Source organism: Zoogloea dura, from assembly GCF_012927165.1.
Lineage (GTDB): Bacteria > Pseudomonadota > Gammaproteobacteria > Burkholderiales > Rhodocyclaceae > Zoogloea > Zoogloea dura.
Genome location: NZ_JABBGA010000028.1, coordinates 31,166 through 53,238 on the forward strand (window position 1 = coordinate 31,166; position 22,073 = coordinate 53,238).

The window sequence follows — 22,073 nt, forward strand, 5'->3', positions numbered from 1 at the left end:
CTTTACTCGTCGCGGATGCCGATGGCCGCGCGCGCCGCCATGGCCTTGGCCAGCACCTCAGCGGGGTCTTCACCAACCACCGTGAAGTGCCCCATCTTGCGACCATGGCGGGCATGGTGCTTGGCATACAGATGCAGGCGCAGGCCCGGCACCGCATGCAACACCGACCAGTCCGGCTCGCGGTAGCGGCCATGGGGGTCGCCGCCCTCGAACCACAGCTCGCCGAGCAGGTTCACCATCACCGAGGCGCTGTGCTGGCGCGGCTCGCCCAGCGGGATGCCGCACAGGGCACGGACCTGCTGGTCGTACTGGCTGACCGCGCAGGCATCGATGGTGTGGTGACCGCTGTTGTGGGGACGCGGCGCCATCTCATTAACATAAAGCTGCCCCCGGCTCACAAAGAACTCGACCGCCAGGGTGCCGATGAAGCCCAGCCGCTCGGCGATCCGCTCGGCGTACTCCTGGGCCGCATCGCGCTGGCAGGCCGAGGTGCGCGCCGGCGCGATGGACACATCGAGGATGCCGCGGCTATGCTGGTTCTCCACCGCCGGGAAACACTTCACCTTGCCGCTCTCGTCACGGGCCAACACCACCGACACCTCGTAGTCGAGGCTCAGCATCTGCTCCAGCACGCAAGGCTCGCCCTTGAACTGACGGAAGGCATGCAGGGCCTCGGCCACATTGGCGACACGGGCCTGGCCCTTGCCGTCGTAGCCGAAGCGGGCCACCTTGAGGATGGCCGGATAGAGGCTGGCATCTGCGGCGGCAATGTCGGCCTCCGACTGGATGACCGCAAACGGGCCATGCGGCAGGCCGTTGTCGCGCAGGAAGGACTTTTCAACGATGCGGTTCTGGCACACCGCCACGGCCGGAGCGCCGGGGCGGACCGGAATGAACTTGGCCAGGTAGTCCAGGGTGGCAGCCGGCACGTTCTCGAACTCGGTGGTGACCGCGGCACACGCCTCAGCCATCGCATCCAGCGCAGCAAAATCCTCGTAGCCCGCCTGCAGGTGACGATCGGCGATGAGGCCGGCCGGGCTGTGGGGGTCTGGATCGAGCACCCAGACCTTGAAGCCCATTTCGTGGGCTGCGGCGACGAAGAAGCGGCCAAGCTGGCCGCCGCCGAGCATGCCGAGGGTAGCGGGCGGGAGAATCATCGCTTCAGTCCTGCAGAATCAGTGGGTTCAGACCGGATCGAGGGTCATGGCCAGCACGCTGGCGGTCTGCTCAGCGCGGAAGGTCTCGAGCCTCTCGGCCAGAGCGGCATCGGTGCCGGCCAGCAGGGCCACGGCGAACAGGCCCGCATTGGCGGCACCGGCCTCGCCGATGGCAAAGGTGGCCACCGGGATGCCCTTGGGCATCTGCACGATCGACAGCAGGGAGTCCTTGCCGGACAGCGCCTTGGACTGGACCGGCACGCCCAGCACCGGCACGGTGGTCTTGGCGGCGATCATGCCCGGTAGATGGGCGGCCCCGCCGGCACCGGCGATGATGGCGCGCAGGCCGCGTCCACGGGCCTGCTCGGCGTACTCGAACATCAGGTCGGGGGTACGGTGCGCCGACACCACGCGGGCCTCGAAGGGCACGCCGAAATCCTTCAGCACCCTGGCCGCAGCCTGCATGGTGGGCCAGTCGGAGTTAGACCCCATGACAATGCCGATGACGGGTTGTTGCTCGCTCATGATTCAGGCCTTCCGGGCAGCGCGGGTTGCCGACTCAACGGTATTGGCAAGCAGCATGGTGATGGTCATGGGGCCGACGCCGCCGGGCACCGGAGTGATGGCACCCGCCACTTCCTTGGCGGATTCGAAATCCACGTCGCCGCACAGCTTGCCCGCATCGGGGCCGCTCGACAGGCGGTTGATACCCACGTCAATGACGATGGCGCCCGGGCGGACCATGTCGCCGGTGACGAACTTCGGCTTGCCGATGGCGGCCACCAGGATGTCGGCGCGGCGGGTGTGGAAATTGAGGTCACGGGTGCCGGAGTGGCAGACGGTCACGGTGGCGCCCGCCGCCGTGAGCAGCATGGCCATGGGCTTGCCGACGATGTTGGAACGGCCGATCACCACGGCCTCGGCGCCACGCAGGGGAGCCTCGATGCTCTTGAGCATTTCCATGACGCCGTTCGGCGTGCAGGGCACGAAGGCTTCCTGCCCCTGGGACAGGCGCCCGACGTTCTCGGCGTGAAAGCCGTCCACGTCCTTCTCGACGGAGATCGCTTCCAGCACGGCCTTTTCATCGAAGTGTTTCGGCAGCGGCAACTGCACCAGAATGCCATGCACCGACGGATCGGCGTTCAGCTCGGCGATCCTGCCCAGCACATCGGCGGGCGAAGCATCCTGCGCATACTCGAACTTGAGCGACTTGATGCCGGCTTTCTCGCAGCCCGCCACCTTGTTGCGCACGTAAACAGCGGAGGCCGGGTCGCCCCCCACCAAGATCACCGCGAGGCAGGGCTGGGTGCCCCGGGCGGTCAGTTCAGCCGCCTTCGCGGCGAGTTCTCCGCGCAGTTTCGCGGAAAGCGCGTTGCCATCGATGATGCGAGCCGTCATGTTGCTGCCCCTCGGGAAAAACCCGTGAGTTTACCACGGCTTGCAGCCCCACGCCGTGCCCGCAGCGGCAAAGCTCAGTTACGGCCGTTTTCGATTGCAATGACGTTCTGGACAAGCTCGGCCAGGGACTGGGCCGCCATCTTCTCCATGACCCGGGCGCGATGGACTTCCACGGTCTTGATGCTGATGCCGAGCACGTCGGCGATCTGCTTGTTGAGCTTGCCGACGATGATCAGATCGAGCACCTCCCGCTCCCGCTGGGTCAGCTGGTCGAGGCGCCGCGACACCTCGGCGTCCTGCCGGCGCCGGGCACGGCTGTCCTGCTCCTTGGCCAGGCACTGGGTGACCAGGCGCAGCAGCTCGGTATCGTCGAAAGGCTTCTCGATGAAATCCACCGCCCCCTTCTTGAGGGCCGCCACCGCCATCGGCACATCGCCATGGCCGGTGATGAAGATGATCGGCAGCGTGCAGTAGCGCGCCCGCAGGCGCTCATGCAGCTCCAGCCCGCTGAGGCCGGGCATCCGCACATCAAGCAGCAGGCAGCCGTTGAAGTCCGGCCGCCAGGCCTTCAGGAAATCTTCGGCGGAGGCGAAGGCCTCCACCCGGAAGCCCTGGGACTCAAGCAGCCAGACCAGGGAGTCGCGGAGGGCTTCGTCATCATCGACGAGATAGACGGTCTGTTCAGACGTCGAGGCTTGCGGTTTCAACGGCGGTCTCCAGGGGCAGGGTGAAGCGGAAGATACATCCTCCGGCCGGATTGGGGTCCACCCAAAGATGGCCTTCATGGAATTCCACGATCGAACGGCAGATGTTCAGACCCATCCCCATGCCCTCCGACTTGGTGGTGTAGAAGGGGGAAAAGAGCCTTTCCCTTGCCTCGTCCGACAGCCCATGGCCACGATCGGCGATCGACACCTCCACCCGGTTCCCCTCGGCCAGGCGGGCGGACACGGTCACGAAACGGTCGTCGGCCGGCGTCTCGGCCATGGCCTCGATGCCGTTCTTGACCAGGTTGAGCACCACCTGCTCGACCATCACCGCATCGGCAAAGACCGGCGGCAGGTCGTCCGGCAACTGGCTCAGCACCTGGGCGCCATGACGCCGGGCATCGATCTCGACAAAGCCGATGGCATCATCCACGATGCCCGCCAGAGACACCGGATGGCGGCGCGGCTCGCTCTTCTTCACAAACTGCCGCACCCGGCGGATGATCTTCCCCGCCCGCTCGGCCTGGGCGCTGGCCTTGAGCATGGCGGCCAGGATGTCCTCCTGCCGGTAATCGCCGGACTGCATTCGATTGACGCAGCCCTTTGAATAATTGGCGATGGCCGCCAGGGGCTGATTGAGCTCATGAGCCAGGGTCGACGCCATCTCGCCCATGGTGATCAGGCGCGAGGTGCGCTGCAGGCGCTCCTGCTGGGCCCGGTTCTCCTCGTCGACCCGCTTGCGGTCGGTGATGTCGGTGGCGATCGCCATGCGCACCACCCGACCATCCACCCAGCGCGTCGCGCGCTCGCGGATGTGATACCAGCGGCCCGACATGGCGTTGCGCAGCTCGCCGTCGTAGAGTTCCCGCGGCACCTGCTCGGGCGACAGGCGGCGCGGATCGACGTCGTACCACAGGGTGTCCGGTGGTGTCGGCAGGGCGTAGATCCCCACCCGCTGCCCCACCGCATCAAAACCGTAGATGCTCTTGAAGGCCCGGTTAGCGAAGAGGATCTCGTCGGTTGCGGCATCCGCCACATACACCGCGGCGTCGAGACCATCGAGGATGGCCACGAAGCGCTCGTGGGCGGCCTCCAGTTCGGCGCGCACCCGCTTGGGTTCGGTGATGTCGGTGATCGACGCCATCCAGCCGGTCTGCCGGCCCTCCCCGTCGATCAGTGGCGACAGGTAGAAGCGCGCGTCCAGCCGCTCGCCGTTCTTGCGCCGGATGCTCATCTCGAAGCCGGTGGCAGGCGCCTCGCCCAACAGGGTCAGCTCCAGGTTGTGCTGCAGGGTTTCATAATTGTCCAGCGGCCAATAGGGGAAAGGCGCCCTCACCCCGACCAGCTCCTCCCGCGACCAGCCGGTCATGCGGCAGAAGGCCGGGTTCACATAGATGATCTGGCCACTCAGGTCGATGGCCCGCAGGCCGGTGATCAGGGACTCCTCCATGGCCTTGCGGAAGGCGTACTCGGCCCGCAGCGCCTCCTCGGCCGCCTTGCGTCCGGTGATGTCGTGGGCCACCGCATACATCAGACGCTCCTCCGGCACCGAATTGACGCTCCACGCCAGCCACTTGTAGCTGCCATCCCTGCAGCGGCAGCGGTTCTCGAAGGCCCCCGGCGTGCCCGAAGCCAGGCTGCGTAGCTGGTCGATGGTGGGCGCCACGTCCTCGGCGTGGATGAAGTCGATCATCGGCCGCCCCGGCAGATCATCCGGCGCATGCCCGAGGATCCGCTCGAAGGCCGGATTGCAGCGCCGGAACACCCCGTCGAGCCCGAGGATGGCCAGCATGTCGAGGGACAGGTTGAACAGCCGGTCGCGCTCCTTCTCCACCCGCACCCGCCGCTGGGTATGCGCCCGCAGCAGCCACAGGCTCCACAGCACGAAGAAGCTCAGCCCGACGATGACCACGATCGGAAACGCCCGCGGCAGGTCGCTCTCGGTGTGATACGCGGTGGCCTCCAGGGTCAGGCCGTTGCCCGGCGGATCGAGAGGCACCGAGAAGGCCAGACTCTCGTCGAGCGGGCGCGCTGCCGAATTGGTCGCCAGCACATCGCCCCGCCCGCCAACAAAGGCCAGCCGGTATTTCTCGCCGAACCAGCTGGGCACCAGGTAGGCCACCATGCGCTCGATCGAATACACCGCCACCACCGCGCCCAGCGGGTTGCGCCCCTGCTGCACCGGCACATACACCTCCAGCACCGACATGTTGCGGGTGTTCACATAGGCGTCCCCGTAAACCGGACGCCCCAGCTCCCGGGCCCGGCTCAGCACCACCGCCTGGATGCCGGACAAGGCATCTCCCACCAGCCAGTCGGTGGTGTCGAAAGGCGCCGTCCATTTGACGCGCTGCTCAGCCACCCACACCACGTTGACCAGCTCCGGATTATTGGCGATGTGCTGGTTGGCCCGCACCTGGAAGCCGTCCGCATCGAGCGTGCCCGCCGCCAGTTCGCGGGACAACTGCCCGAGGAACTCCTCAGTGCCCTGCATGTGCAGGCGCATGGTCTGCTCCGCCCACTGCACGTCACGGGCCAGGGCGTTGCGCTGGGTCTCACCCTCCTGGCGCTGCAGGATCCACACCAGGGTCAGCATGACCAGGGCAAACACCAGGACAGCAAGGTAAGGCACCGTCCAGTACCAATTGGCACGGACGCGAGGAGAGGAAAGAGAGCTTTCGTTCGGCATTTGCTTCCATCCTGCTAGCGTCGCCCCCCAGCCGGCATCGGGAGATACCCTTACTCGTCCCTCATCAAGGCTTTCCGGCACGCAGCACCTCGCCTACGGGTTCATACGGGATTGACGCCGTTTGCCCGGCGGGCGTAGGGTAGGCCCGGCATTGCGAAGGAACGACCGAGAGCCGACTCACGAGCGGCCCGCCACTGATGGAGAAGACACCTTGCTTCGACTCCTGCGCGTCGCGACAGCGGCGGCAATCACCCTTTTCGCGGCGGGCAGCGGAGCCATCGAGCCGATCCGCGTGGGCGTTTCCGGCCCCTTCACGGGCGGCTCCAACCCCATGGGGATTGCCATGCGCGACGGCATCCGGCTGGCAGCGCGGGAAATCAACGAAGCCGGTGGCATCCTCGGCCGCCCCATCCTGCTGATCGAGCGCGACGACGAAGCCCGGCCCGAGCGCGGCGCCCAAGTCATACAGGAGCTGATCAACCAGGAAAAGGTCATCGCCGGCCTGGGCATCGTCAACACCGGCGTGGCCCTGGCCAGCCAGCGCTTCTACCAGCAGGCCCACATCCCGATGATCACCTCGGTGGCCACCGGCACCGTGATCACCCGCCAGTTCCTGCCGCCCCAATACCCGGACAACTACATCTTCCGCGTCTCCGCCCCCGACTCGATCCAGGCGGCGATGATCGTCGAAGAGGCCGTGGTGCGCCGTCGCCTGCGCAAGCTGGCGATCCTCCACGACAGCACCAACTACGGCCAGCTCGGCCGGGAAGACCTGGAGCGCGCCCTCGAACGCCACAGCCTCAAGCCGGTGGCCATCGAGCGCTTCAACATCCGCGACGTGGACATGACCCCGCAGCTAACCCGCGCCCGGGCGGCCGGCGCCGAGGCCATCCTCACCTACGGGCTCGGCCCCGAACTGGCCCACCTGGCCAACGGCATGGTGCGCATCGGCTGGAAGGTGCCACTGATGGGCAGCTGGGCCCTGGCGATGTCCAACTTCATCGACAACGCCGGCCCCAATGCGGAAGGCACGCGCATGCCCCAGACCTTCATCCAGGACGGCAACACCCCCCGACGCAAAGCCTTCATCGACAAGTACCGGCAGACCTTCGGCGTCGAACGCATCCCAGTGGCGCCCGCCGCCGCCCAGGGTTACGACTCCATGCTGCTGCTGGCGACCGCCATCCGCCAGGCCCGCAGCACCGACGGCCCCCGCCTCAAGGACGCCCTGGAGTCCCTCAGCGAAAAGGTCGAAGGCATCGTGATGGTATATGATCGCCCCTTCTCCAAAACCGACCACGAGGCGATCGACACGCCCCGCATCCCGGTCATCGGAGAGGTACGCAACAGTCAAGTGGTCTTCGCCTATGACGAAGACCGAAAGCGGGACGCGCAGTCCAAATGATCCCGCAACGCGGAACTCACATTTCCGCACACGGCCGGGGGTTTTCTCCCTCCCTCCCTCGCCCCCGGCCGTTTTTTTTCCCATTCCCCTCGAACGCAAACGCGCCGGCCCGTGCCCCGGGCCGGGCCGGCGCGCCTGCTCTGCCCCGCACCGTCCCGTTCCATCTTCAGCCCCTGCACGTGCGTCGCACACCCGGGTCGGCCAAGCCACGTCCACCGACCTGAAACGCATAGATTGCGGGAACCCCGTATTGCACGATACGAGATTTGGTTTTATATTGCGAAATATCAGGACCGCGATCCGGTCCACGCAGGTTTTGCAGTGACCCCCCGCCGCCGTTACCCACGGTGGTCATCCACAACCCGCAAGTCATGAGGAGACAAGACCATGGCCGCGAATACGCAGAACACCCGGGCAGACATCGACGCTCAGGAAACCAAGGAATGGCTGGACGCTCTCGAAGGCGTCGTCGCGCAGGAGGGTGCCGAACGCGCCCACTTCCTGATCGAAAAGCTGATCGAGGCTGGCCGTGAGGAAGGGATCGACATCCCCTACTCCGCCAACACCCAGTACATCAACACCATTCCGGCCGACCAGCAGCCCAAGTACCCGGGCGATCCGGACATGGAGATCAAGCTCCATTCGTACATCCGCTGGAACGCCATGGCCATGGTCGTGCGCGCCAACAAGCACACCAACGTCGGCGGCCACATTGCCTCCTTCGCCTCCGCCGCTGCCCTCTATGACGTGGGCTTTTCGCATTTCTGGAAGAGCATCAACCACGACACCGGCGGCGACCTGATCTTCTTCCAGGGCCACTCCGTGCCCGGCGTATATTCGCGCGCCTACATGCTCGGCCGCCTCACCGACGACCAGATGGACAGCTTCCGTCAGGAGTCCGAGGGCCAGGGCATCTCCTCCTACCCGCACCCCTGGCTGATGCCGGACTTCTGGCAGTTCCCGACCGTGTCCATGGGCCTCGGCCCCCTGTGCGCGATCTACTCCGCCCGCTTCATGAAGTACCTTGCCAGCCGTGGCCTGATCGACGCCGCCAAGGCCGAGCAGCGCAAGGTCTGGGCCTTCCTGGGCGACGGCGAGACCGACGAGGTCGAATCCCTCGGCGCCATCGGCATGGCCGGCCGCGAGAAGCTGGACAACCTGATCTTCGTGATCAACTGCAACCTGCAGCGCCTGGACGGCCCGGTGCGCGGCAACGGCAAGATCATCCAGGAACTCGAAGCCGAGTTCCGCGGCGCCGGCTGGAACGTCATCAAGCTGATCTGGGGCACCCACTGGGACGCCCTGTTCAACCGTGACAAGAAGGGCATCATGAAGAAACGCATGATGGAACTCTGTGACGGCGAATATCAGACCTTCAAGGCCAAGAACGGCGCCTACGTGCGCGAGCACTTCTTCAACACGCCCGAGCTGCGCGAGCTGGTGGCCGACTGGACCGACGACGAGGTGTGGAACCTCAACCGCGGCGGCCACGACATCTTCAAGATCTTCACCGCCTACAACGCCGCCGTTAACCACAAGGGCGCCCCGACCCTGATCCTGGCCAAGACCATCAAGGGCTTCGGCATGGGCCAGTCCGGCGAGGCCATGAACATCTCCCACCAGCAGAAGAAGCTGGACATCGACTCGATCCGCCGCTTCCGCGACCGCTTCGGCATCCCGGTGCCCGACGACAAGCTGGCCGAGCTGCCCTACCTGCGCTTCCCGGAAGACTCCCCGGAATACAAGTACATGATGCAGCGCCGCGTCGACCTGGGCGGCTTCCTGCCCCAGCGCCGCCGCAAGGCCGAACCCCTGGCCGTACCGGGCCTGGACACCTTCGGTGCCCTGCTCAAGGCTTCCGGCGAAGGCCGTGAGCTGTCCACCACGATGGCCATCGTGCGCATCATGAACACCCTGCTCAAGGACAAGCAGATCGGCAAGAACATCGTCCCGATCGTGCCCGACGAGTCCCGCACCTTCGGCATGGAAGGCATGTTCCGCCAGTACGGCATCTGGAACCAGGAAGGCCAGAAGTACGTTCCCGAAGACCATGACCAGCTCATGTTCTACAAGGAAAGCCAGACCGGCCAGGTCCTGCAGGAAGGCATCAACGAAGCCGGCGCCATGGCCGACTGGATCGCTGCCGGCACCGCCTACAGCGTGCACGGCGTGCAGATGGTGCCCTTCTACATCTTCTATTCGATGTTCGGCATGCAGCGCACCATGGACCTGTGCTGGGCGGCAGCCGACCAGCGCACCCGCGGCTTCCTGATCGGTGGCACCGCCGGCCGCACCACGCTGAACGGCGAAGGCCTGCAGCACGAGGACGGCCACAGCCAGGTCATGGCCAACATGATCCCCAACTGCATCAGCTACGACCCGACCTTCCAGTACGAAGTCGCCGTCATCGTGCAGGACGGCATGCGCCGCATGTTCGCCGAGCAGGAAGACGTCTACTACTACCTCACCGTGATGAACGAGAACTACGAGCACCCGGAAATGCCCGCCGGTGCCGAGTCCGACATCATCAAGGGGATGTACGCCTTCCGTAAGGGCGGCGAAGGTGCGCTGCGCGTCCAACTGCTGGGCTCCGGCACCATCTTCAACGAAGTCATCGCTGCCGCCGACCTGCTCAAGAACGACTGGGGTGTCGAAGCCGACATCTGGGGCTGCCCGAGCTTCAACGAACTGGCCCGCGACGGTCAGGACGCCTCCCGCTGGAACCTGCTGCATCCGCTCGAAGCCCCGCGCAAGAGCCACGTGGAGCAGAAGCTCGAAGGCGCCGTCGGCCCGGTGGTTGCCGCCACCGACTACATCCGCCTGTTCTCCGAGCAGATCCGCCCCTACGTCAAGAACACCTACGTCACGCTGGGCACCGACGGCTTCGGCCGCTCCGACACCCGCGAAAAGCTGCGCCACTTCTTCGAAGTGGATCGCCACTGGGTCACCCTGGCCGCCCTCAAGGCGCTGGCTGACGAAGGCAAGATCGAACGCGACAAGGTTGCCGCCGCACTGGTCAAGTACAAGCTCGACCCGTCCAAGCCCAACCCCATGTCCGTCTGATTGCCCAGGAGACTGCAAACATGAGCCAACTCATCGAAGTAAAGGTTCCGGACATCGGCGATTTCGACCAGGTGCCGGTGATCGAACTGTTCGTCAAGGTCGGTGACACCATCAAGGTGGACGACGCCATCGCCACCCTCGAGTCCGACAAGGCCACCATGGACGTGCCCTCCTCGGCCGCCGGCGTGGTCAAGGAAGTGCTGATCAACCTCGGCGACAAGGTTGCCGAAGGCACCGTGCTGATCCGCGTCGAAGCCGCTGGTGCCGCCGCCGCGGCCCCTGCTCCGGCAGCGGCTGCCCCCGCGCCCGCTGCAGCCGCACCGGCGCCGGCTCCGGCCGCTCCCGCAGCAGCCCCGGCCGCTGCCGGTGGTGGCATCGTCGAAGTGAAGGTGCCGGACATCGGCGACTTCTCCGACGTGCCCGTCATCGAGCTGTTCGTGAAGGTCGGCGACAGCATCAAGGCCGAAGACGCCATCGCCACGCTCGAATCCGACAAGGCCACCATGGACGTCCCGTCCTCGGCCACCGGCATCGTCAAGGAAGTGCTGGTCCAGCTGGGCAGCAAAGTGTCCGAAGGCGCCGTGCTGATCCGCGTCGAGACCGGTGCCGGCGCAGCTGCCGCGCCCGCCCCGGCCGCCAGCGCTCCCGCCCCCGCTGCAGCCGCCCCCGTCGCGGCTCCGGCAGCGGCTCCGGTCGCTGCCGCACCGGCCGCGGCCGCTGCGCCCTCCGCCGTCACCCTCGGCGGCAAGGTGCACGCCAGCCCCTCGGTGCGCGCCTTTGCCCGCGAGCTCGGCGTCGATCTCGCCCAGGTCAAGGCCACCGGCCCGAAGAACCGCATCGTCCAGGCCGACGTCTCCGCCTTCGTCAAGGGCGCCATGAGCACCGGCGTCGTGCCGGGCAAGACCGTCGCCGCCGCGGCCGTCGGCAGCCTGGGTGGCGGGCTCGACCTGCTGCCGTGGCCGAAGGTCGACTTCTCCAAGTTCGGCGAAGTCGAAGTCAAGCCGCTGTCCCGCATCAAGAAGATCTCCGGCCAGAACCTCGCCCGCAACTGGGCGATGATCCCGGCGGTCACCTACCACGAAGACGCCGACATCACCGATCTGGAAGCCTTCCGCGTCCAGATGAACAAGGAGTTCGAGAAGTCCGGCAAGAAGCTCACCATGCTCGCCTTCATCATCAAGGCCTCGGTGCGCGCCCTGCAGGAATTCCCCGAGTTCAACACCTCGCTCGACGGTGACAACCTGGTCTACAAGAAGTACTTCAACATCGCCTTCGCGGCCGACACCCCCAATGGCCTGGTCGTCCCGGTCATCAAGGATGCCGACAAGAAGAGCGTGTTCGAGATCGCCGCAGAATCCGGCAACCTGGCCAAGCTGGCCCGTGACGGCAAGCTCAAGCCGGCCGACATGTCCGGCGCCTGCTTCACCATCTCCAGCCTTGGCGGCATCGGCGGCACCTACTTCGCGCCCATCGTCAATGCACCGGAAGTGGCCATCCTGGGTGTCAACAAGTCGGTGATGAAGCCGGTGTGGGACGGCAAGCAGTTTGTGCCGCGCCTCACCCTGCCCATGTCGCTGACCGCCGACCACCGCGTCATCGACGGCGCCCTGGCGACCCGCTTCAACGTGTACCTCGCCCAACTGCTGGCCGACTTCCGTCGGGTCATGCTCTAAGGAGATCGCCATGAGCCTCGTAGAAGTCAAGGTTCCGGACATCGGCGATTTTTCCGACGTGCCCGTCATCGAGCTGTTCGTGAAGGTCGGCGACACCATCAAGGTGGACGACGCCATCGCCACCCTCGAATCCGACAAGGCCACCATGGACGTGCCGTCCTCGGCCGCCGGCGTGATCAAGGAAGTCAGGGTCGCCCTGGGTGACCGCGTCGGCGAAGGCAAGGTGCTGATCGTCGTCGAAGCGGACGGCGCGGGCGCCAGCCCCGCTCCCGCAGCGGCCGCAGCACCCGCCGCTGCAGCCGCACCCGCAGCAGCTGCGGTGGCCGCGCCGGCTGCCGCCAGCCATGGCGGTGCGGCCGATGTCGAGTACGACATGGTCGTCCTCGGTGCCGGCCCCGGCGGTTACTCCGCAGCCTTCCGCGCAGCCGATCTCGGTCTCAAGACCGCCATCATCGAGCGCTACGCCACCCTTGGCGGCGTGTGCCTCAACGTGGGCTGCATCCCGTCCAAGGCCCTGCTGCACGTGGCTGCGGTGGTTGAAGAGGCCGAACACGTCTCCGTGGCCGGTGTCAGTTTCGCCAAGCCCAGCGTCGACGTGGACGCCCTGCGCGCCCACAAGGACAAGGTTGTCGGCAAGCTCACCGGCGGCCTCTCCGGCATGGCCAAGGGCCGCAAGGTGGACGTCATCCGCGGCTACGGCAGCTTCCTCGACCCGAACCACATCGAAGTCGAAGAAACCACCGGCTCCGCCCAGGACAAGACCGGCGTCAAGAAGGTGGTGAAGTTCAAGCAGTGCATCATTGCCGCAGGCAGTGCCGCGGTGCACCTGCCCTTCATCCCGCGTGATCCGCGCATCGTCGACTCCACCGGCGCGCTCGAGCTGCGCTTCGTGCCGGCCAAGATGCTCGTCATCGGCGGCGGCATCATCGGCCTGGAAATGGCCACCGTCTATTCCACCCTCGGCGCCCGCGTCGACGTGGTGGAAATGATGGACGGCCTGATGCAAGGCCCCGACCGCGACGCCGTCAAGGTCTGGGAAAAGCAGAACGCCAGCCGCTTCGACAAGATCATGCTCAAGACCAAGACGGTCGGCGTCGAGGCCAAGGAAGACGGCCTCTACGTCACCTTCGAAGGTGAAGGCGTCTCGCCGGAGCCGGTCAAGTACGACATGATCCTGCAGTCTGCGGGCCGCGCGCCCAACGGCAAGAAGATCGGCGCCGAGAAGGCCGGCGTCATCGTCGGCGACCGCGGCTTCATCCCCGTGGATGCCCAGATGCGCACCAACGTGCCCCACATCTTCGCCATCGGCGACGTGGTCGGCCAGCCCATGCTCGCCCACAAGGCGGTGCATGAAGCCCACGTGGCGGCCGAAGTCGCGGCAGGTCACAAGGCCGCGTTTGATGCCACCGTGATCCCCGGCGTCGCCTACACCCATCCGGAAGTGGCATGGGTCGGCTACACCGAAGCCCAGGCCAAGGCCGAAGGCAAGAAGGTGGAAACCGCCAAGTTCCCGTGGGCAGCCAGCGGCCGCGCCATCGCCAACGGCGCCGACTACGGCTTCACCAAGCTGATCTTCGACGCAGAGACCCACCGGGTCATCGGCGGCACCATCGTCGGCCCCTCCGCCGGCGACATGATCGGCGAAGTGTGCCTGGCCATCGAGATGGGCGCCGACGCAGTGGATATCGGCAAGACCATCCACCCCCACCCCACCCTCGGCGAGACGGTCGGCATGGCAGCAGAAGTCGCCCACGGCTCCTGCACCGACGTGCCCCCCGCCCGCAAGAAGTAAAAAACGTACCGAACCCTGTTGCAGCGTTGTTTCGGCGGCCGATTGGCCGCCGTTTTTTTTGCCCCGCGATGCACCGAGGCGACTTGCAGGAGGGGCGGCCTTTATGGACGACTTCAGTCGCCCACAAAGGCCGGGCAAAGCCCCCCACGCGATCTACCTCAAGGGCAAATAGACATCCGTCACCAGCTCACCCTCCGGCGTATCCGGCAACAGGTTCACATAGTGGAAGAACAGCGGAAAATCCCGCAGCTCCTCACCGCTCTGCGGCAGCCAGTCCCGGTACAAGGGGTAGATGCTCTCCCCGATGCGCTGATGCGAACCCAGGTGGCGCACCCGCGCGCAACGCCCACCGGCCAGGCGCTTCGTCACCACGCCCTGCGGGTTGGCCGGCACCTCCGTCGCCACCTCGCCGCAGATATCAAAGCGGAACGAGGCCGGCTCGGTGGTATCGGGGTTGTCGTAGGCAATGCCAAAGGTCCGCACGCTACCCTTGGGCGACAGCCCGCTCGCCTTGCGCCACTCGATGAACTCCGCCACCGACCCATTCACGCCCTCCACCGGGCCACGGTGCTCCAGCACCGCCACCAGGGTGGATTCAAAATCGACAATCTCGACCTGCACTTTCAGTTTCCTTTCCGGTAAGCGGAAACGGTAACGCGTATGCCAGTCCTCCCAGTCCGGACTCCGCCGGAACGCCGACGGAGTACAACCAAAGGTATTGCGGAAGGCCCGCGAAAACGATTCCGGATTCTCAAAACCGGCCTCCAGCGCAATATCGATCACCTTGACGTCCCGACTGAAGACGAGCTGATGACTCGCCCGCCGCAAACGCAACAACAGGATGTAACGCGCCACGCTGACGCCGATGTAATCGGCAAACTGCCGATGAAAATGGAACCGGGAGAAATTGGCCACCTGGCTCAGCCGCTCCACGCTGAGCACCTCGCCAAGGTTCGCCTCGATATGGTCCAGCACCTTGTCGAATCGTGCCGCATAAGCCTGTGCCCGGGTATCTGCCATCATGTCTCCTGAGTTCCGGGGCGCATCATGGCGGATACAGCCGGCCGGATCCTGACCGGAATTGCTCAATCATGGCGGAGGAACAGCCAGACCAGGGCCCGGCGCCCCATCACCGCAGCGCAGGCCCCGCGCCAGCCCCGCACAAGCCCCTATCTCGCCGCCAGCCCGGGCAACAGCGCCAGCGCATTGTCGCGCCGGATGGCCCGCAGGTCTGCCGGGCTCAAGCCCAGCGTGGTGAGGTCTTGCGCCGTCTCGGCCAACGGCACGAAGGGATTGTCGCTTCCCATCAGGATCTGCGACACCGGCACGATACTCGTGATCGCCGCCACCGCCGGCCTGTTGGCCGTACCCGCCAGATCAAAATGATGCCGCCGCAGCTCCCCCTCGATGCCCAGGGGCGCCAGCGCCGCAAGATTGGCCGGCCCATATTGCCTCATGCGCCCGATGATCATCGGCGTATTGCCGCCCGCATGGGTAAAGATGAAGCGGATCCTGCGATAACGGACAAAAGTGCCCGTGAACAGCATATTGGTGATCGCCCGGGCCGTATCCTGCGGAATCTCCGCCACCACCGGCACCACATCCGGCATCAAATTCCGGCAGCACAGCGGTGCCGTCGGGTGCACAAAGACCACCGCGCCGCGCCGGTTCAATTCGGCGAACACCGCATCGTAATCCGGGTTGCCCAACCACTTGTCCCCGTAGCTGGTCATCAAACCGATGCCATCCGCCTTCAACACATCCAGCGAATACTCGATCTCCCGCAGGCTCGCCTCCTGATCCGGCAGCGGCAAGGCCGCAAACAAGCCAAAACGCCCCTTGAACCTGCGCCCCAGGTCGGCCGCATACTCATTTACCTGACGCGCCGTGCGGGCCGCAGCGACGCGGTCGCCAAACCACACCCCGGGCGTCGTCAATGACAGCACCGCCGTTGCCACATTGCTCGCATCCATCGCCGCGATCGCCTTCTCCGGCGACCAACTGAGCCAGGCCGGGCTTATCGCGCCCCCCCTCGCCCCCGCAATCCGGTCCCGGTACGCCTCCAGGTAAAACGGCGGGATGTGATGATGATGCACATCGATCAGCCCATCCCCCGCCGGCCCGGCCGCAAGCGGTGCCGACGTACACGCCGGCAACATCCCGGCCACTCCCAGGCCTGCCGCTCCGGCCAAAAAGCGGCGCCGGTGCAGGCCCTCCGGCCCCAGCCCACATGAACACGGCGCAAACGCGATCTGCGGTGCATTGTCTTGCATGGCGCTCCCTCCAGCGATGATGACGACCCACTGGGAATATAGGTTATGCCGATCGACACCTCACCCCGAACGCCGCCCCCGCCATCAGCGTGCAGAAGCCCACCACCGCCAGCCAACCGCCCTGCGCAAAGGCCAGGCTGCCGAGGGCCGAGCCGCTGGCCATGCCGATGAACATGGCGGTGAGCAGAATCGCATTGAGCCGGCTGCGGGCCGCAGGCTCCAGGCTGTAGATCAAGGATTGGTGAGCCACCAGCGTCGCCTGCACGCCAAAGTCAAAACCCACCGTGGCAACGATCAGCAAACCCAGCCGGAAGGCCTCCGGCAGCTGGGCATCAAGGGCCATCGCGGCAAAGCTCAATGCCGTCAAGGCAGCGCCTGCACGCGTCACCCAGGCCGGGCCATGGCGATCGCTCAGGCGGCCAGCCAGCGGCGCGGCAAGCGCACCGGCTGCGCCGGCCAGGCCAAAGGCTCCGGCCGCAGCGCTACCCATCTGGTAACGCTGGAACAACATCACCGCCAGGGTGGACCAGAACGCGCTGAAGGCCACCGACAGCAAAGCCTGCGCCCAAGCCGCCCGGCGCAACGCCGGATAGCGCCGCCACAAACCCGCCATCGACTTCAGCAGCGCCGCATAGCCCAGCGTGGTGGTCGGTGCGAAGCCGGGCAGGCCGCGCCACACCGCCAGCCCTATCGCCGCCACCGCCACCGCAGCCATAACGAAGACCGCACGCCAGTCAAACTGCTCGGCCACCCAACCACTCACCACGCGGGACAACAAAATCCCCAGCAGCAAACCCGTCATCACCGTACCGATGATGCGCCCGCGTTGCGCATCCGGCGCCAGCGTGGCCGCGGCCGGCACAATGTCCTGCGCCAGGGTCGCCGCGATGCCCACAAACAGGCTGGCCAGCATCAGCGTGCCGATACCGGGCGCCAGCCCGCAGGCCAGCAGGGCCAGGCTCAACACCACCGCCTTGATGGCGATGAGCCTGCGTCGATCATGCCTGTCCCCCAGCGGCGCCAGGAACAAAATGCCCAGCGCGTAGCCCAGCTGCGTCAAAGTCGGGATCAGCCCCACTTGTGCCGTGCTCACCCGCAGGCTCCCGGCGAGATTGCCCAGCAAAGGCTGGCTGTAATAGATCGACGCCACCGACAGACCGGCTCCCGTCGCCAGCAACAGGACCAAAGAAGCGGGCATAGGGCCTGCCGGAGCGTGTGTTGCAGGGTGCGTCAGGCTTGGGGATGACATGAAAGGCCTCCAAAAGAATCAAATTACCCAGGCCTTCATTCTCCGGATACATGAAACACGTTGTAGTAGCCCCTCACGCACAACTGCTATACGCTCAACGCATGCAAAAACCTTCAAACGGCACCGACAGACTCGATCTGCTCGAAACCTTCGTCCGTATCGTCGAAGCGGGCAGCCTTTCGGCCGCCGCACAACAGCAAGCCACCACCCAGCCCACCATCAGCCGGCGCCTGCAGCAGCTTGAGCGGCTCATGGGCCTGCACCTGCTGCAACGCTCCACCCACGTGATGAAACTCACCGAAGATGGCGAGCGCTGCTACGGCCATGCCAAGGAGCTGCTGGAACGCTGGCAGGCCATCGAGGCCGATCTGCGCGGCGTGCAGGACGAACCCCGCGGCAAGCTGCGCGTCCTCGTGCCCTCGGTGTTCGGCCAGCAACAACTCATCCCCCCGCTGGTCCAGTTCCTCCAGCAACACCCCCACGTCTCCGTCGAATGGCTGCTCCACGACCGCATGCCCGACTTCATCGCCGAAGGCATCGACTGCGCAATCAGAATAGGCAGCGTCGACACCCCCAACCTGGTCGCCATCCGCCTCGCCATGCTCCCCCGCATCGTCGTCGCCGCCCCCGGCATCTGGGGCAGCGGCCCCGCCCCCGCAGATCCCGCCGCCCTCGCCACCCTGCCCTGGCTCGCGCTCAACACCTTCTACCGCGACGAAGTCGTCCTCCACCACGCCCAAAGCAAAGAGACCCGACACATCAACATCCGCCCCCGCCTGTCCACCGACCACCTCCGCGCCCTCTGCAACGCCGCCCTCTCCGGGCTCGGCGTTTGCATCGCATCCACATGGTCGGTTGCGGAAGCACTGAAAGAAGGACGGCTGGTGCAATTGGCACCGGAATGGACAGCGCCATCGCTGCCGATATCGCTGGTGTATCCCCCGGCGCGGCTGCACCCGGCGCGCTTGAGGGCGTTTGTGCAGGTGATGAGGGAGTATTTGCCGGGGGTGGAGGGGGTGTCGGTGGCAGGAGATCTGAGAGCAGAGTGACGCCGCCACGTAGGGCTCATGTGGCTATTGCGGGTGTGATGGGTGCATTGTCGGTGGGAGCCGAGTCTTTACGTGTGCAAGCTTGGACGTCCGCTGCCGACCCAATGTCACCGTTGAGCTCTTGAGGAAAGCAGCCGTTCAACGCGGGATCTATGCCTCCCGTAGCGGGTCAGCTTGAGCGCAAAGGGTAGGCAGACAATGAATATGTCACGGAGCATCAGGAGGTTGAGTGAAGGCTTTAGTTAGCACATGTTTAAAGTCTTCGGTCAGAAACGCCAGTTCATAAATTCCGTCGATCATCTGTCTCGCGTGTATTGGTGAGTCGGCTATCTGAGTTATTGGATCAGTACAAGCATCGACTGTGGTGAGTGGAATGTAGAGCGTGAGCAACTGAGAGTTGTGCATACCTTGCAACCGAACATGATTTGAGCCGACAGAATCGACGACCAGCTCAGTAATAGGCAGCCAGCCCGCCTTTTGCCAAGAGTAACGTCTGGTTGGTAAAGACTGATCCGCAGCTACCGATGCTGTCAGCCGCACGGCTCTGGCTCCGTCAGAGCAAGAGTGCTTGGGCCATGGCGGACCCAATTCGTCAAAGATAGCTCTTCCCCCATGTTTAGATTGGTAGAGGAACACAGAGTTTCCGCATGCAGAGCAGACCATAGGAGCCGTGTAGCTGTGGCGGGTATTTTCCGTCGAAAAGAGATCTGCGGTAACATGACTCTCTTTGGAGAGTTTGCTTGGCTGACAGAATTCGCACATGCAATACGGCGGATGATTATGACCTCGAGGAGACATGGGTTAGGCTATCTAATTTGTTTTAGCTCAAAACCAGCAAATTAATCGGTACGAATCGGGGTAAGTCTGGCTTGCATAGCGCAACCAGACATCACATGATGGGTCTCGCTAGTGCTCAAACACATCGGCAATGATTCGTGTAAAAGTGGCAATGACACCACCGAGGTTTATGGCTTGTTGATTGTAATTAGGGAATATCGGGTTGCGCTGCGCTAACCCGACCTACTTGGCTGCTGGACTCCAATAATGGATATTGTGTGAGGCTTAATCCTGGATATAACCGGTCAACGGAGCCCGAAGCGAGGAGGTAACTCGCAAGCGCAGCTTGTGGGTGGGCCGGCTGACCGAAGGGTTGGGCATCACGGCTGGGTATTCACAATTTCGATCAGCTCCTCAATCGTAAGTGGTGGATCGCTAATATGCAGCATCGCGTGACAGTTAGGGCAAACTGGCCTGAGATCAGCAATAGGATCGACTGCATGTTCGCCGGATTGCTTCGCTATCGGTTTGAGGTGATGTACATGGATGAATCCTTTGCCAATGGGACCGTAGCGGGCTCGAAAATCGAACTGACAGACTGAGCATGTGGCGCCGTAGTGTTTGATGCATGCCGCGCGGGCTTTGGGATTACGTTCGTAGGCGTTCACGACTACCTGTTTGGTTGCCCCTTCAAGATGCTCTTCTGTCTCGTCTGGGAAACCGGACTCCCCACCCCCCAATATCTCTTTCGGTACCGTTGCAGAGACACCAATAGTCCAGTAGGTGCGGCCTTTCTCGGAAGGTTGGATGTTTAGCTGGCGGCACAATTCAAGGTACTTTGCTTCAGCGGCTCCATCTGCTGAGTGCTCGCCAAGAAGTCGATTGATTCGCGGCGTTGTAATGGAACCGTTCTTTCGGGGAAATGCAACATGCTTCTGCGCTGTGCAATTTACATAGCCGACGAAACGGCTTGGGCAGAAGACATGTCTCCCGTCAATGATTCCGTGCACAAAAATCTTTCCAAGTCGTAGTCGATCAGCGAAAAAGCTGCGATGTTGCGAGCTGGTACTGGTTCTATACCGATCGAAGCGAACCAAGTTGTCAGTAATTTCGTCGATCGTCGTTACTAACTCCATGCGTATCCTCCAGGATGATCGGATCTATGTAGAACGTAGGCCGACAACACAGCGCTTCGCCCGGATGGCCGCTATTCGGATCGGATGGCGACTGGCCGCTTCTGGCCGACTACAGCCCATCGGACAGGCAAGTTCCGACCCGTTGCCGCCGTTGAGCTTTTAGGGAAGCTGTCATTCAACGCCAAGGTTAGCCGGCGCCGGAGAGCGAAGCGCGCAGGGCACCAACACTGGCCATAAAAAAGGCGAAGCCATGGCCAGCGTTGGCGTCCGCGTTGAACCGTCCAGTTAGCTTGGTGCACTACCTGCAGGAGTTTTTAGTTCATCTTGAAATCTTGTTTCGGCAATTTTGCTTGCCAAGGTTTCGGAAATTTTCCTCGCCTGCTCAGGGATTGGCAAAGAATGATCAACGCTCATACCACCGACGCCAGATGTAGTATCAAAAAACCCAGGGAAGCACTCTGGATACCAAATGGGAATGACCGAGTTGTTTCCGAATCGCCCCTTGAATTGTTCGGACTCAAATTTGCACCAAATCCGTTGCGGATAATCAGGGCTGAGCAGTGCAACGACAAATCTTGATTCGCTCCCATATATGGGGGAAAGGTATGACTCAACGCTCTCTGCGATTATCCTGTGCTGTTCATTTAAATCGTAGAATACAGTAATTTCGTTGGCGGAGAGTTGCTTAAATAGTTCTTCGGCCAACTCGCGTTGAGTGCCCGCAAAAGATAGCGCAAAGTCATATTTGAACTTGAACTCAATGCTTGGGAATCCAATGTTTCTTGCAAAATTGCTCCATGAGATATTTTTGATATAGTAGTAAAATTTTGGGTCTTCAATGGAGAGAATTGTCGATACGTCGTCGTAATACACGATCTCTTCGAGATCTGGGTTTGCGTTCAGGTGGCCCCGTAAATGTCCGCGGTCAATAATTTGCCCGACACTTTGCTTGTGATTCGGGTTGCGTGAAAGCGCATCTCGAATATTTATTGCCCAATCCTGCTCTTGCGACAGCCAGTTTAGTACGTGAAGGTACGGCGCTCGACTGCCTTTCTTTACGCGCTGTCCAGTGCAAAATAGTTTTGCGAGGTCGTAAAAGCTCAGCGATAACTCGTCAATAATCGCTCCCTTTACAGTTTCGAAGCTGGTTTTTATCTCTGTAGTTTGCGCCTGCTGAATCGAGAAACTGTCCAGAATGCATGCCCTGTGCGCGAGCATTTGTGCAATATGAAAGCTCCCTTCTGACTTTTCGGATATTTCATTTTTTATTTTCAGTGAAATATCAAGCGCCTGTTCGCCTAAGTTGAGTAGTTCTTCTATTTTTTCTTCTGGATTGGATTCGAATTTTATTAACTCAATCCTGTTCCGAAGATCTCTGGCGATCGTTAGAAGAGGTTGCCCTGTCTTGCGGCGCGCGTCAAGGTAGTTGTCGCCTCGGTCATGCAGCCAACTGTTGAGTATTCACGTCAGGCAAATGCGTCTTTATGACGGACTCACGTTCCGGGTTGAGCGTGACTGCGCCAATGGGCGACCAGTTGCGCGTATTGCCGGACCAACGCGCCGGGTTGAGTTCGCGAGCCTCGGTGTAAAGAGCATGCCTGGCAGCCAGAATCGCCTGATCCTCACCGGCATGGCGCTGGGCCGGACTGACGTAGCGGATACCGCTGTGACGATGATCGACGTTGTACCACTGGACGAAGCCGGC

16 protein-coding genes and 1 pseudogene are annotated in these 22,073 nt (G+C 63.4%); 5 read left to right on the plus strand and 12 right to left on the minus strand.

Annotated elements, in window-relative coordinates; genetic code table 11:
* Positions 1–2: 2 nt before the first annotated feature.
* The 5 genes from HHL15_RS22395 to HHL15_RS22415 form a co-directional block, all read right to left on the minus strand.
* Positions 3–1,157, minus strand: coding sequence for a 5-(carboxyamino)imidazole ribonucleotide synthase (locus tag HHL15_RS22395; protein WP_169148041.1), 1,155 nt, complete (start codon positions 1,155–1,157; stop codon positions 3–5).
* Positions 1,158–1,184: 27 nt separating this feature from the next.
* Positions 1,185–1,682, minus strand: coding sequence for a 5-(carboxyamino)imidazole ribonucleotide mutase (gene purE, locus HHL15_RS22400; protein ID WP_169148042.1), 498 nt, complete (start codon positions 1,680–1,682; stop codon positions 1,185–1,187).
* Between the two features lie 3 nt (positions 1,683–1,685).
* Positions 1,686–2,555 carry a bifunctional methylenetetrahydrofolate dehydrogenase/methenyltetrahydrofolate cyclohydrolase FolD gene (gene folD, locus HHL15_RS22405; protein ID WP_169148043.1) on the minus strand — a complete coding sequence of 290 codons (870 nt, stop codon included), beginning with the start codon at positions 2,553–2,555 and terminating at the stop codon, positions 1,686–1,688.
* 74 nt (positions 2,556–2,629) lie between these two features.
* The gene (locus HHL15_RS22410; RefSeq protein WP_235943610.1) at positions 2,630–3,262 is read right to left on the minus strand and encodes a response regulator transcription factor; all 633 of its coding nucleotides are present in this window, start codon (positions 3,260–3,262) and stop codon (positions 2,630–2,632) included.
* Positions 3,237–5,951: a PAS domain-containing sensor histidine kinase gene (locus HHL15_RS22415; protein WP_169148045.1), complete on the minus strand. Its 2,715-nt coding sequence runs from the start codon at positions 5,949–5,951 to the stop codon at positions 3,237–3,239. The genes HHL15_RS22410 and HHL15_RS22415 overlap by 26 nt, the downstream gene beginning before the upstream one ends.
* Positions 5,952–6,162: 211 nt before the next feature.
* Here HHL15_RS22415 and HHL15_RS22420 point away from each other — a divergent pair, with 211 nt between their 5' ends.
* The 4 genes from HHL15_RS22420 (at position 6,163) to lpdA (ending at position 13,884) form a co-directional block, all read left to right on the plus strand.
* A complete protein-coding gene (locus HHL15_RS22420) occupies positions 6,163–7,356 on the plus strand; it encodes an ABC transporter substrate-binding protein (RefSeq protein WP_169148046.1) in 1,194 nt (397 codons plus the stop codon).
* Positions 7,357–7,743: 387 nt separating this feature from the next.
* Positions 7,744–10,419 carry a pyruvate dehydrogenase (acetyl-transferring), homodimeric type gene (gene aceE / locus HHL15_RS22425; RefSeq protein ID WP_169148047.1) on the plus strand — a complete coding sequence of 892 codons (2,676 nt, stop codon included), beginning with the start codon at positions 7,744–7,746 and terminating at the stop codon, positions 10,417–10,419.
* Positions 10,420–10,439: 20 nt separating this feature from the next.
* Complete coding sequence (aceF, locus tag HHL15_RS22430; protein WP_169148048.1) at positions 10,440–12,092, plus strand: dihydrolipoyllysine-residue acetyltransferase; 1,653 nt, start codon at positions 10,440–10,442, stop codon at positions 12,090–12,092.
* Between the two features lie 10 nt (positions 12,093–12,102).
* Positions 12,103–13,884, plus strand: a complete 1,782-nt coding sequence (gene lpdA / locus HHL15_RS22435; RefSeq protein WP_169148049.1) for a dihydrolipoyl dehydrogenase — start codon at positions 12,103–12,105, stop codon at positions 13,882–13,884.
* Between the two features lie 153 nt (positions 13,885–14,037).
* Here lpdA and HHL15_RS22440 read toward each other — a convergent pair whose 3' ends face one another.
* From HHL15_RS22440 to HHL15_RS22450, 3 genes are all read right to left on the minus strand, one after another.
* Complete coding sequence (locus HHL15_RS22440) at positions 14,038–14,904, minus strand: AraC family transcriptional regulator (RefSeq protein ID WP_169148050.1); 867 nt, start codon at positions 14,902–14,904, stop codon at positions 14,038–14,040.
* 149 nt (positions 14,905–15,053) lie between these two features.
* Positions 15,054–16,157, minus strand: coding sequence for an amidohydrolase family protein (locus HHL15_RS22445; protein ID WP_169148051.1), 1,104 nt, complete (start codon positions 16,155–16,157; stop codon positions 15,054–15,056).
* Positions 16,158–16,200: 43 nt separating this feature from the next.
* A complete protein-coding gene (locus HHL15_RS22450) occupies positions 16,201–17,355 on the minus strand; it encodes an MFS transporter (RefSeq protein ID WP_235943611.1) in 1,155 nt (384 codons plus the stop codon).
* 152 nt (positions 17,356–17,507) lie between these two features.
* Between HHL15_RS22450 and HHL15_RS22455 the strand changes: the two genes are divergently transcribed.
* Complete coding sequence (locus HHL15_RS22455) at positions 17,508–18,455, plus strand: LysR family transcriptional regulator (RefSeq protein ID WP_169148053.1); 948 nt, start codon at positions 17,508–17,510, stop codon at positions 18,453–18,455.
* Between the two features lie 207 nt (positions 18,456–18,662).
* Here HHL15_RS22455 and HHL15_RS22460 read toward each other — a convergent pair whose 3' ends face one another.
* The 4 genes and pseudogenes from HHL15_RS22460 to HHL15_RS22475 all read right to left on the minus strand — a co-directional run.
* Positions 18,663–18,995: a hypothetical protein gene (locus tag HHL15_RS22460; protein WP_169148054.1), complete on the minus strand. Its 333-nt coding sequence runs from the start codon at positions 18,993–18,995 to the stop codon at positions 18,663–18,665.
* A 617-nt stretch (positions 18,996–19,612) separates the two neighbouring features.
* A complete protein-coding gene (locus tag HHL15_RS22465) occupies positions 19,613–20,368 on the minus strand; it encodes an HNH endonuclease (protein ID WP_169148055.1) in 756 nt (251 codons plus the stop codon).
* Between the two features lie 285 nt (positions 20,369–20,653).
* The gene (locus tag HHL15_RS22470; RefSeq protein WP_206198926.1) at positions 20,654–21,586 is read right to left on the minus strand and encodes a TIR domain-containing protein; all 933 of its coding nucleotides are present in this window, start codon (positions 21,584–21,586) and stop codon (positions 20,654–20,656) included.
* A 220-nt stretch (positions 21,587–21,806) separates the two neighbouring features.
* A pseudogene (locus HHL15_RS22475) lies at positions 21,807–22,073 on the minus strand (IS3-like element ISAzo10 family transposase); the annotation flags it as partial.

Bases quoted from the DNA above. Each gene is read 5' to 3' on its own strand.
- HHL15_RS22395 (WP_169148041.1), bottom strand. From the start codon at position 1,157: ATGATTCTCCCGCCCGCTACCCTCGGCATGCTCGGCGGCGGCCAGCTT.
- purE (WP_169148042.1), bottom strand. From the start codon at position 1,682: ATGAGCGAGCAACAACCCGTCATCGGCATTGTCATGGGGTCTAACTCC.
- folD (WP_169148043.1), bottom strand. From the start codon at position 2,555: ATGACGGCTCGCATCATCGATGGCAACGCGCTTTCCGCGAAACTGCGC.
- HHL15_RS22415 (WP_169148045.1), bottom strand. From the start codon at position 5,951: ATGCCGAACGAAAGCTCTCTTTCCTCTCCTCGCGTCCGTGCCAATTGG.
- aceE (WP_169148047.1), top strand. From the start codon at position 7,744: ATGGCCGCGAATACGCAGAACACCCGGGCAGACATCGACGCTCAGGAA.
- aceF (WP_169148048.1), top strand. From the start codon at position 10,440: ATGAGCCAACTCATCGAAGTAAAGGTTCCGGACATCGGCGATTTCGAC.
- lpdA (WP_169148049.1), top strand. From the start codon at position 12,103: ATGAGCCTCGTAGAAGTCAAGGTTCCGGACATCGGCGATTTTTCCGAC.
- HHL15_RS22440 (WP_169148050.1), bottom strand. From the start codon at position 14,904: ATGGCAGATACCCGGGCACAGGCTTATGCGGCACGATTCGACAAGGTG.
- HHL15_RS22445 (WP_169148051.1), bottom strand. From the start codon at position 16,157: ATGCAAGACAATGCACCGCAGATCGCGTTTGCGCCGTGTTCATGTGGG.
- HHL15_RS22450 (WP_235943611.1), bottom strand. From the start codon at position 17,355: ATGCCCGCTTCTTTGGTCCTGTTGCTGGCGACGGGAGCCGGTCTGTCG.
- HHL15_RS22455 (WP_169148053.1), top strand. From the start codon at position 17,508: ATGCAAAAACCTTCAAACGGCACCGACAGACTCGATCTGCTCGAAACC.
- HHL15_RS22465 (WP_169148055.1), bottom strand. From the start codon at position 20,368: ATGGAGTTAGTAACGACGATCGACGAAATTACTGACAACTTGGTTCGC.
- HHL15_RS22470 (WP_206198926.1), bottom strand. From the start codon at position 21,586: ATGCTCGCGCACAGGGCATGCATTCTGGACAGTTTCTCGATTCAGCAG.